At 77.4% G+C, this 10,119-nt stretch carries 10 protein-coding genes; 8 read left to right on the top strand and 2 right to left on the bottom strand.

Going from position 1 to position 10,119, the window contains the following annotated elements:
* The first annotated feature begins 89 nt into the window (after positions 1 to 89).
* On the top strand, positions 90 to 923 hold the full coding sequence (gene tsf / locus WDV85_RS00990) for a translation elongation factor Ts (RefSeq protein WP_339568852.1): 834 nt from the start codon (positions 90 to 92) through the stop codon (positions 921 to 923).
* A gap of 135 nt (positions 924 to 1,058) precedes the next feature.
* On the opposite strand, the gene WDV85_RS00985 is transcribed toward tsf, so the two are convergent.
* Complete coding sequence (locus WDV85_RS00985; protein ID WP_339568851.1) at positions 1,059 to 2,018, bottom strand: alpha/beta fold hydrolase; 960 nt, start codon at positions 2,016 to 2,018, stop codon at positions 1,059 to 1,061.
* A gap of 305 nt (positions 2,019 to 2,323) precedes the next feature.
* On the opposite strand from WDV85_RS00985, the gene pyrH reads away from it, so the two are divergent.
* From pyrH to WDV85_RS00955, 6 genes are all read left to right on the top strand, one after another.
* Complete coding sequence (gene pyrH / locus WDV85_RS00980) at positions 2,324 to 3,046, top strand: UMP kinase (RefSeq protein ID WP_298804825.1); 723 nt, start codon at positions 2,324 to 2,326, stop codon at positions 3,044 to 3,046.
* Positions 3,047 to 3,160: 114 nt separating this feature from the next.
* Positions 3,161 to 3,718, top strand: a complete 558-nt coding sequence (gene frr / locus WDV85_RS00975) for a ribosome recycling factor (protein WP_171202288.1) — start codon at positions 3,161 to 3,163, stop codon at positions 3,716 to 3,718.
* A gap of 100 nt (positions 3,719 to 3,818) precedes the next feature.
* A complete protein-coding gene (locus WDV85_RS00970; protein WP_339568850.1) occupies positions 3,819 to 4,709 on the top strand; it encodes a phosphatidate cytidylyltransferase in 891 nt (296 codons plus the stop codon).
* Positions 4,706 to 5,326 (top strand): histidine phosphatase family protein, encoded by a 621-nt coding sequence (locus WDV85_RS00965; protein WP_339568849.1) that lies wholly within the window; start codon positions 4,706 to 4,708, stop codon positions 5,324 to 5,326. The genes WDV85_RS00970 and WDV85_RS00965 overlap by 4 nt, the downstream gene beginning before the upstream one ends.
* A gap of 68 nt (positions 5,327 to 5,394) precedes the next feature.
* Complete coding sequence (gene rlmN / locus WDV85_RS00960; RefSeq protein ID WP_339568848.1) at positions 5,395 to 6,594, top strand: 23S rRNA (adenine(2503)-C(2))-methyltransferase RlmN; 1,200 nt, start codon at positions 5,395 to 5,397, stop codon at positions 6,592 to 6,594.
* A gap of 96 nt (positions 6,595 to 6,690) precedes the next feature.
* Positions 6,691 to 7,320 (top strand): DivIVA domain-containing protein, encoded by a 630-nt coding sequence (locus WDV85_RS00955; RefSeq protein WP_339568847.1) that lies wholly within the window; start codon positions 6,691 to 6,693, stop codon positions 7,318 to 7,320.
* 64 nt (positions 7,321 to 7,384) lie between these two features.
* Here WDV85_RS00955 and WDV85_RS00950 read toward each other — a convergent pair whose 3' ends face one another.
* A complete protein-coding gene (locus WDV85_RS00950) occupies positions 7,385 to 7,801 on the bottom strand; it encodes a TIGR03618 family F420-dependent PPOX class oxidoreductase (protein ID WP_339568846.1) in 417 nt (138 codons plus the stop codon).
* A 273-nt stretch (positions 7,802 to 8,074) separates the two neighbouring features.
* Here WDV85_RS00950 and WDV85_RS00945 point away from each other — a divergent pair, with 273 nt between their 5' ends.
* On the top strand, positions 8,075 to 10,009 hold the full coding sequence (locus tag WDV85_RS00945; RefSeq protein ID WP_339568845.1) for an AMP-binding protein: 1,935 nt from the start codon (positions 8,075 to 8,077) through the stop codon (positions 10,007 to 10,009).
* Positions 10,010 to 10,119 lie beyond the last annotated feature (110 nt).

The raw sequence follows: 10,119 nt of genomic DNA, 5'->3' as shown, positions 1-10,119 counted from the left end.
ACCGGGCCCCGCAGCCGCGGGTCCCGGTGCGGCGCGTCGGCCCCGCAGCGCCCGTCGCTGCCCCTCCCACACCCCGAGGAGATCCGCACATGGCGACCACCGCCGCTGACATCAAGAAGCTCCGCGAGACCACCGGCGCGGGCATGCTCGACTGCAAGAAGGCGCTCGACGAGTCCGGCGGCGACCTCGCCGCCGCGCAGGAGTTCCTGCGCGTCAAGGGCCTCAAGGGCGTCACCAAGCGCGAGGGCCGCACCGCCTCCAACGGGCTCGTCACGGCCCACGTCGACGGCGGCACCGGCACGCTCGTCGAGGTCAACTGCGAGACCGACTTCGTCGCCAAGGGCGAGCGCTTCGGCGAGCTGGCGCAGCGCGTCCTCGACCAGGCCGTCGCCGTCGGCGCGGCCGACGCCGAGCAGCTGCTCTCCTCGGACCTCGACGGCAAGACCGTCCAGCAGGTCCTCGACGAGGCCAACGCCTCGCTCGGCGAGAAGATCGAGGTCCGCCGGGTGGCGCGCCTGGAGGGCGACCAGGTCGTCTCCTACCTGCACCGCACGAGCCCCGACCTGCCCCCGCAGATCGGCGCCATCGTCGCCGTCAGCGGCGAGCGCGCCGCGGAGGTCGGCCGCGACGTCGCCATGCACGCGGCGGCCATGAGCCCGACCTTCCTGTCCCGCGACGAGGTCTCGGAGGAGGTCGTCGCGAACGAGCGCCGCCTCGCCGAGGAGACCGCCCGCGAGGAGGGCCGCCCCGAGCAGGCGATGCCCAAGATCGTCGAGGGCCGGGTCAACGGCTACTTCAAGGACAACGTCCTGCTCGAGCAGGCGTTCGCCAAGGAGGCCAAGAAGACGGTCGGCGCGTACGCGAAGGAGGCCGGCGTCGAGATCACCGGCTTCGCGCGCTTCCGCGTCGGCGCCACCGCCTGATCGCCGCCACCGTCTGACCGGCGCCACCGCCGGCCGGCACGCACGAGGGCCCGCCACCCGTGAGGGGTGGCGGGCCCTCGTGCGTCCTCGGCCCGCCGTGCTCGGCGGCGTCGATCCGCCCGCCCGGCGGGGTCGTCAGGCCCCGGCGCCGCCCGCCCCGGCGGCGTCGACGAGGTCGAGCAGCGCGTCGGCCGTCTCCTGCGGCGCCTCCAGCGCCGTGAGGTGCCCGGAGCCGGGGACGACGACGAAGCGGGCGTCGGGGCGCACGTCGTGCAGCTGGCGCCCCCGCTCCTGCGGCGGTGTGGCGCCGTCCCGCTCGCCGAAGAGCAGCAGCACCGGGCCGGGGAAGCCGGCGAGCGCGTCGGTCGTGTCCGGACGGGCCGCCAGCGCCCGGCACACCCACGCCACGCCCGCCGGGCGCTGGCGCGCGATCGTGGCGGCGACGCGCTCGGCGAGCTCGGGGCGCTCGGCGCGGGCCTGCTCCGACAGGCCCTCGTCCACCGAGCCCATGACCGCGTCGAGCCCCTCGCGGCCGAGGACGCGCTCCGCGGTGCGCCGGCGCTCGCCGGGGTCGTCCGGGGGGCCGACCCGCGTCGTCGTGCTGGCCAGCGCGAGCCCGGCGACGCGCTCCGGCGCCCGGCCGGCCAGCTGCGCCGCGACGTAGCCGCCGGTCGACAGGCCGGCCACGACGGCGGACGACACGCCCTCGGCGTCCAGCAGGGCCAGGACGCCGTCCACGGCGACGCCGAGGTCGGGGTCGCCGCCGGGCACGGGCGCGGTGCCGAGCCCGGGCAGGTCGACGGCGAGGACGCGGCAGCGGTGCGCCAGGAGGGGCACGACGTCGTCCCACATCGAGCGGTCGAGCGGGAAGGCGTGCAGGAGGACGACGACCGGGGCACCCGGCCCGGGCCCCGGCGCGTCGCCGCAGGGGAGCGCGGCCGTCGCCGGCCCCGCGCCGCCGCCCGCGTCGTCGAGGTCCACCTCGACGAGCCCGACCGGCCCCGTGCGCTCCTGGGCCTCCGGCCCCGTGCGCTCCAGGGCCTCCGGCCCCGTGGGCTCCTGCTCCGCCGCCCCGGGCTCACGGGCCTCGTCCACGTCGCCTCCTCCCGGGCGCGCACCACCGGCTGCCCGTGCTCGTCCCGGTGCCCCCCGCTGATCGGGCAGACTGCCCCGGGAGCGCCAGCCCAGCACCGCGGCCCCGGCCGCGCCAGCGGGCGCCCCGCCGGCACGAGCAGCCGCCAGCCCCGCCGAGCCCACAGCCCCGCCGAGCCGACCCGTTCCCCCGAGCCGACCAGCACGGCCCTGCCGACCGGCGAGGCCGACCGACCCGGACAGGTGCGCGCCGCCGTCGCGCCGTCCGACCGCCGCGCCCGCCCGGCGCACGCCCCGAGGAGACCCCTGTGCCCACGACGCCCGCCCGCGCCCGCCGGGTCCTGCTCAAGCTGTCCGGCGAGACCTTCGGCGGCGGCGCCACCGGGGTCGACCCGGACGTCGTCAACCGGGTGGCGGCCGAGGTGGCCGAGGGCGTCGCAGAGGGCGTCCAGGTCGCCGTCGTCGTCGGCGGCGGCAACTTCTTCCGCGGCGCCGAGCTGTCCGAGCGGGGGATGGACCGATCCCGCGCGGACTACATGGGCATGCTCGGGACGGTGATGAACGCGCTGGCGCTGCAGGACTTCCTGGAGCAGAAGGGCGTCGACACGCGGGTGCAGAGCGCCATCACCATGGGCCAGGTGGCCGAGCCGTACATCCCGCGGCGGGCCATCCGCCACCTCGAGAAGGGCCGGGTCGTCATCTTCGGGGCCGGCGCGGGCCTGCCCTTCTTCTCCACGGACACCGTCGCGGCGCAGCGGGCGCTCGAGACCCACTCCGACGTCGTCCTCATGGCGAAGAACGGCGTCGACGCCGTCTACACGGCCGACCCGCGCACGGACGCCTCCGCCGAGAAGCTCGACCACCTCACGTACGCCGACGCCCTCGCGCGCGGGCTCAAGGTCCTCGACGCGACCGCCTTCAGCCTCTGCATGGACAACGGGCTGCCCATGGTCGTCTTCGGCATGGGCCGCGGTGACGTGGCGGCGGCCGTCCGGGGTGAGAGGATCGGCACGCTCGTCGAGGCCGGCTGAGCGCTCCCGGGCGCCGGCGACGGCCCCCGGCACGGGCGGCGGCGCCGCAGCAGCGGTGCCGCAGCAGTGACCTCGCGCGCCGGCGCGGGGGCGGACGCGACGAAGGAGCCACCAGTGATCGACGACACCCTCCTCGAGGCCGAGGAGAAGATGGACAAGGCCGTCGAGGTCGCCAAGGAGGACCTCGCCGCGATCCGCACCGGGCGGGCCAACCCGGCGATGTTCTCGAAGATCATGGTGGAGTACTACGGCGCCCCCACCCCGCTGCAGCAGCTCGCCTCGGTGCAGGCCCCCGAGGCCCGCACCGTGCTCGTGAGCCCCTTCGACCGCAGCTCGCTCGGCTCCGTCGAGCGCGCGCTGCGCGACTCGGACCTCGGCGTCAACCCGAGCAACGACGGCAACGTCATCCGCCTCCAGCTCCCCGAGCTCACGCAGGAGCGCCGGCGCGACTACGTGAAGCTGGCCCGCACGAAGGGCGAGGACGGCAAGATCACCGTGCGCGGCCTGCGGCGCCGGGCCAAGGAGGAGCTCGACCGCATCGCCCGCGACGGCGAGGCCGGCGAGGACGAGGTGGCGCGGGCGGAGAAGGAGCTCGAGCGCCTCACCAAGGTCCACGTGGACGCCATCGACGACATGCTGAAGCGCAAGGAGACCGACCTCCTCGACGTCTGAGTCCTCGAGACCCGCGCAGCCAGCGCCGTCGCCCCGTGCGACGGCACCCGGACCCGCCGTCCGCCGCGACGGCGGGCCCGGGCAGACGGAGGAGACCACCGTGGCGAAGGACGCCAGTCCCCCCCAGCAGGCCCCGCCCGCGGACCACGCGCGCTCCCACCCGGTCGACGCGCCGCGGCGCCGCAGCGCCGGCCGCGACCTGCGCGCGGCGATCCCCGTCGGGCTGGGGCTTGGCGGGGTCGCCCTCGCCTCGCTGCTGCTGCTCAAGGACTCCTTCCTCGTCCTCGTCGTCGTCGCGGTGGCCGTCGCGAGCGCCGAGGTCAGCGCGGCCCTGGCCTCCCGCCACCTCGCCGTGCCCCGCGCGCCCGTGCTCCTCGGCGGCGCCCTCGTGCTCGTCGCGACCTACGTCGTCGGGCCGGGGGCGGGCCTCGTGGTGCACGGCCTGGCCTGCCTGGCCGTGCTCGTCTGGCGGGTCGCGGAGGGCCGCGACGGCGCGGTCCGCGACGTCACCGCGGGCGTCCTCGTGCTCTCGTGGCTGCCGCTGCTCGCCGCCTTCGCGCTGCTCCTGCTCGCCGAGCCGGACGGCGCCGCCCGCGTCCTCGTCTTCGTCGCCGCCGTCATCGCGAGCGACGTCGGCGGGTACGCGGCCGGCGTCCTGCTCGGGCGCCACCCGCTGGCGCCGTCGGTCAGCCCGAAGAAGTCGTGGGAGGGACTCGGCGGCTCGATGGCGCTGTCCCTCGCCGTCGGCGCGGTGCTCGTCGTCGTCCTGCTCGACGGGCCGTGGTGGGCCGGGGTGGTGCTCGGCGCCCTGGTGGGGGTGACGGCGACCTTCGGCGACCTCGCGGAGTCGATGCTCAAGCGCGACCTCGGCATCAAGGACATGGGCGCCACGCTGCCGGGCCACGGCGGCGTCATGGACCGCCTCGACTCCCTGCTCGTCACGGCGCCGGTCGCCTGGATCGTGCTCTCGCTCCTGGTGCCGGCGACGTGAGCGCGCCCCCCGACGGGCCCGCGGCCGGCGGCGAGGACGCCCTCGTGCTGCCGCCCGGCCTCGTGCTGCACCTCGTGCGCCACGGCCGCCCGCTGGTCGACCCCTCGCGCGAGCCCGCCACGTGGGGCCTGGACCCCGAGCACACGGACGGCGTGCGCGCGCTGCGGGCCAGCGGCGCGCTGCCGCTGGGCGCCCGGTGGGTGAGCTCGCAAGAGCCGAAGGCCCGCGAGACGGCCGCCCTCCTCACGGGCTCGCCGGTGGTCGCCGACGCCGACCTCGGGGAGCAGGCGCGCCCCGCCGGGTGGCTCGACGACTACGCCGTGCGCATCCACCGCTCGCTCGTCGTCCAGCACGCGCCCGCGGCGCCCGGGTGGGAGACGGCGGAGAGCACCCGGGAGCGCGTCGTCGCCGCCGTCCGCCGCCACGTCGAGGAGGCGCGGCGCGAGGGTGACATCGACCTCGTCCTCGTGGGCCACGGGACGGCGTGGACGCTGCTCGTCGCGGCGCTGACCGGCAAGCCGGTCGACCTGTACGCCTGGGAGCGGCTGCAGCTGCCCGACACGTGCGCGCTCACCCGCGAGGGCCTCGTCCGGCGCTGGGGCACCTGGCGCGGCTGACGCCCGAGGAGCGCGGTCGCCGTCGGCGAGCGTGGGCACCCCGCCCGTCGTGCGACCCTGGAGGGGCCATGCCTCCCGCACCCGGTCAGCTGACCTTCACCGCCCCGCGCCGCGGCAAGCCGCCGCGCCACCTCGCCGACCTCACGGGCGAGGAGCGCGCCGCCGCCGTCGCCGAGCTCGGGCTGCCCGCCTTCCGCGCGAAGCAGCTGTCGACGCACTACTTCGAGCGCCTCGTCACGGACCCGGCGCTCATGACGGACCTGCCGAAGGGGCGGCGCGGGGAGATCGTCGCCGCGCTGCTGCCGACGCTGCTGCACCCCGTGCGGGAACTGGAGGCCGACGGCGGCGCCACCCGCAAGTCGCTGTGGCGCCTGCACGACGGCGCGCTCGTCGAGAGCGTCCTCATGGAGTACACGGGCCGGACCACCCTCTGCCTGTCGAGCCAGGCCGGCTGCGGCATGAACTGCCCCTTCTGCGCCACCGGGCAGGCGGGGCTGACCCGCAACCTGTCGACGGCCGAGATCGTCGAGCAGGTGGCCGCGGCGGCGCGGTCGCTGGCCACCCGCGCCGGCGACGCGGGGCCCGAGGGCGTGCAGCGGGCGCTGCGCGTGAGCAACGTCGTCTTCATGGGCATGGGCGAGGCGCTCGCCAACTACAAGGCGGCCGTCGCGGCGGTCCGACGGATGGTCGCCCCGGCGCCCGAGGGGCTGGGCATGTCGGCGCGCGGCATCACGATGTCGACCGTCGGGCTCGTGCCGGCCATCGACAAGCTCGCCGGTGAGGGCATCCCCATGACGCTCGCCCTCAGCCTCCACGCCCCCGACGACGAGCTGCGCGACGAGCTCGTGCCCATCAACACCCGTTGGAAGGTGGGGGAGGCGCTCGACGCCGCCCGCCGCTACTTCGAGGCCACGGGCCGTCGCGTGTCCATCGAGTACGCGCTCATCCGCGACGTCAACGACCAGGCGTGGCGGGCCGACCTCCTCGGCACGGAGCTCAACCGCCGCGGGCGCGGCTGGGTGCACGTCAATCCCATCCCGCTCAACCCGACGCCGGGGTCGCGCTGGACGGCGTCGGACCCGCGCGTCGAGCGGACCTTCGTCGAGCGGCTGCGGGCCCACGGCGTCCCGACGACCGTGCGCGACACCCGCGGCCGCGACATCGACGGCGCCTGCGGGCAGCTGGCCGCCGCCGACCTCGAGCAGCCCCGCCAGGGCGCCTCCGCGCCCGTCGAGCTCGGCCTGCCCGCGGCGACCCCCGCGGGCTGAGCCGCACCGGCGCCGGGTCCGGCGCCGGCCCTCCGGACGGGCCGCGGCGGGGCGCCTCACCGGTCGCGCCGCCGGGCTCTGGCAGAGTCGTGGCGCGTGAGCAGCTTCCCCCGCGCCGGCCGGGTCGCGCGCGGCTACGACGTCGACGAGGTCGACGCCTTCTTCGCGCAGGCCCGCCTGGCCTACGAGCGCCTCGGCGGGAGCGTCCCCGGCCCCGGGTCGGGCACCGGCTCGGGTGCCGCGGCGTCGGGCGTGCCGGCGGCGCGCGCGGGGACCCCGCTCGACGTCAGCGCCCGGGACGTGCGCGAGGCCTCCTTCCCCCTCTCCCGGCACGGCTACGACGTCGCCGCCGTGGACGCCGCGCTGGCCCGCCTCGAGGACGCGGTGGCGCGCCACGAGCGCGAGGTCCTCGTCGCCCGGTCGGGGCGCGAGGGCTTCCTCGAGGAGCTGGCGGGGCGCGCGCGGGTCGTCACCGCCCGCCTGCGGCGCGACGACGGCGACCGCTTCGCGCGCGCGGGCGGGCTCCACCGGGGCTACCACGTGGGGGACGTGGACGCGCTGTGCCGCCGGCTGCGCGGCTACTTCGACGACGGCGAGGCGCTCGCGGTCGACGACGTGCGCACCGCCGTCTTCCGCGGCCGCCGCGGGCGGCGCGGCTACGCCGAGGGGCCCGTCGACGCGCTGCTGGCGCGCGCCGTCGAGGTCATGGTCACGGCGCCGGACTGATCCGCGCCGTCGCCCGCAGGCCGGCCCGGCTGCCCGGCCCAGGCGTCCGGTCCCGGGGCCCCGGTCAGGCGCCCGGCTCGGGCACGCGGCCGAGGACGCGGTCGACGGCGATCGCGAGCACGACCCGGCGCGGGTTCTCCCTCGGCACCCGGTAGCGCTCGGCGTAGCGCCGCTCGCCCTCCCGCACGGCGTCGGGCGCGTCGAGCACGCGGACGGGCCCCTCGAGCGTCAGCCAGCGACCGCCGTCGACCTGGCACACGGCCGCGCGCCCGCCGCGGCGGGCGGCGCGGGCCTTGACCGAGTCCCCGGAGGTGATGACGCGCGCGAGGTGCGCCTCGTCGTCCCAGGTGAAGCCGACGGGGACGACGTGCGGGCTGCCGTCGCGGCGCAGCGTGGTCAGCGTGGCGAGGTGCCGCTCGGCGAGGAAGGCCAGCACGTGCGGCGGCAGCGCGGTCGGCTCGACGCCGGAGAGGGAGCTCACGGGCCGAGCCTGCCAGGCGGCCGCGACCCGTGAGCCTCCGGTCGAGCGGTGCGCCGAGGTCGCGGAGGGCGGCGTCCTCGGCGCACCGCTCGCGCCGACCGCCGGGCACGGGGGCGATGTGCGGCGCCGGCAGCGGCAGCGGGCCAGGATGGCGCCATGACGACGCGAGAGCCGGNTGGTGTGTGCTTCCTCCCCCCCCCCCCCCCCCGCGCCGACCGCCGGGCACGGGGGCGATGTGCGGCGCCGGCAGCGGCAGCGGGCCAGGATGGCGCCATGACGACGCGAGAGCCGGCGGAGAGCCCGACGGCGGGCGGGGCCTGGGAGGCGGCGCACCGCGCGTCGCTGGAGGACCCGGAAGGCTTCTGGCTCGACGCCGCGCGGGCCGTCCGGTGGATCCGGCGCCCGGAGACGGCGCTCGACCCGGCCGCCGACGCGGCCGAGGGCGCCGCCCTCCCGCGGTGGTTCCGCGGCGCGACGCTGAGCACGGCCTACAACTGCCTCGACCGCCACGTCGTCGCCGGGCGCGGGGACGACCCGGCGCTCGTCCACCACAGCGCGTACACCGGCGAGCGGCGGACCCTGACCTACGCCGAGCTCCTCGACCAGTCGGCCCGCCTCGCGGGCGCGCTGCGCGAGCTCGGCGTCGGGAAGGGCGACCGCGTCGTCGTCTACATGCCCATGGTCCCCGAGGCCGTCGTCGGGATGCTCGCCTGCGCCCGCATCGGCGCCGTGCACTCGGTCGTCTTCGGCGGCTTCGCGGCCGCCGAGCTGGCGGCGCGCATCGACGACGCCCGGCCCGTCGTCGTCCTCACCGCCTCGTGCGGGCTCGAGCCGACGCGCGTCGTCGAGTACATGCCCCTGCTCGAGGCGGCGCTGGAGCGCGCCGAGCACGCGCCCGCCCACTGCGTCGTCCTCCAGCGGCCGCAGGCCACGGCGACGCTCGTGCCGGGGCGCGACCTCGAGTGGCGCGACGTCCTGCGCCCGGGCGCCGCGCCGCCCGCCGAGTGCGTCGAGGTGGCCGCCACCGACCCCCTGTACGTGCTCTACACCTCCGGGACGACGGGACGGCCGAAGGGCGTCGTGCGCGACCACGGCGGGCACGCGGTGGCGCTGTCGTGGTCGGTGCCGAACCTCTTCGGGCTCGCGCCGGGCGACGTGGTGCTCACGGCCAGCGACGTCGGGTGGGTCGTCGGCCACTCCTACATCGTGTACGGGCCCCTGCTGGCGGGCTGCACCACGGTGCTCTACGAGGGCAAGCCGGTCGGCACGCCGGACGCGGGGGCGCTGTGGCGCGCGGCCGCGGAGCACCGCGCGGCCGTCGTCTTCACGGCGCCGACGGCGGTGCGCTCCATCCGGGCGCAGGACCCCGACCTCGCGCTGGCGTCGGACGTCGACCTGTCGGAGCTGCGGGCGCTCTACCTCGCCGGCGAGCGGCTGGACCCGGACACGTGGGCGTGGGCGGGGGAGCGGCTCGGCGTGCCCGTCGTCGACAACTGGTGGCAGACCGAGACGGGCTGGCCGATCGCCTGCTCGCCGCGCGGGCTGCAGGACCTGCCGCTCAAGCCCGGCTCGCCGTCCGTGCCCTCGCCCGGGTACGACCTGCGCGTCCTCGACGCCGAGGGCCGCGAGGTGCCGGCGGGGGAGGAGGGCGCCCTCTGCCTGCGCCTGCCCCTGCCGCCGGGGACCCTCGCCGGCGTCTGGGGCGGCGACGAGCGGCTCCGGGCGTCGTCGCTCGCCGCGCACCCGGGCTACTACACGACCGGTGACGGCGGCTACGTCGACGAGGACGGGTACGTCCACGTCCTCGGGCGCACGGACGACGTCATCAACGTCGCGGGCCACCGGCTCTCCGCCGGACAGCTCGAGGCCGCCGTCATCGGGCACCCCGACGTCGCCGAGTGCGCCGTCGTGGGAGCGGCGGACCCGCTCGTGGGGCAGGAGCCCCGGGCGCTGGTCGTGCTCGCCAAGGACGTGACCACCCCGCCGGAGGAGGTCGCGGCTCAGGTCGTCCAGCGCGTGCGCGACGAGGTCGGCGCGGTGGCGCGGCTGCGGCGCGTCGACGTCGTCGCGGCGCTGCCGAAGACCCGCTCCGGCAAGGTGCTGCGGAAGACGCTGCGGGAGATGGCCGACGGCGTCGAGCCCGTGGTGCCGGGCACCATCGAGGACCGGTCGGTGCTCGACGGGCTGCGGGACGTGCTGCGGCCGTAGGCCGGGTCGCCGCTGCGGCGGCCGTTGCCGGTCGGGTCGAGCGGGGAGGGGACCGGGCGCCCGCGCGGGGTCGTCGCCCTGCTGTGTCGAACTGGTGTTCGAGCCGTTGT

The organism is Pseudokineococcus sp. 5B2Z-1 (assembly GCF_037482305.1).
GTDB lineage: Bacteria > Actinomycetota > Actinomycetes > Actinomycetales > Quadrisphaeraceae > Pseudokineococcus.
The sequence above is the reverse complement of the archived record's forward strand: the minus strand, read 5'-3'. Positions and strand labels throughout refer to the sequence as shown.

Bases quoted from the DNA above. Each gene is read 5' to 3' on its own strand.
- tsf (WP_339568852.1), top strand. From the start codon at position 90: ATGGCGACCACCGCCGCTGACATCAAGAAGCTCCGCGAGACCACCGGC.
- rlmN (WP_339568848.1), top strand. From the start codon at position 5,395: ATGCCTCCCGCACCCGGTCAGCTGACCTTCACCGCCCCGCGCCGCGGC.
- WDV85_RS00945 (WP_339568845.1), top strand. From the start codon at position 8,075: ATGACGACGCGAGAGCCGGCGGAGAGCCCGACGGCGGGCGGGGCCTGG.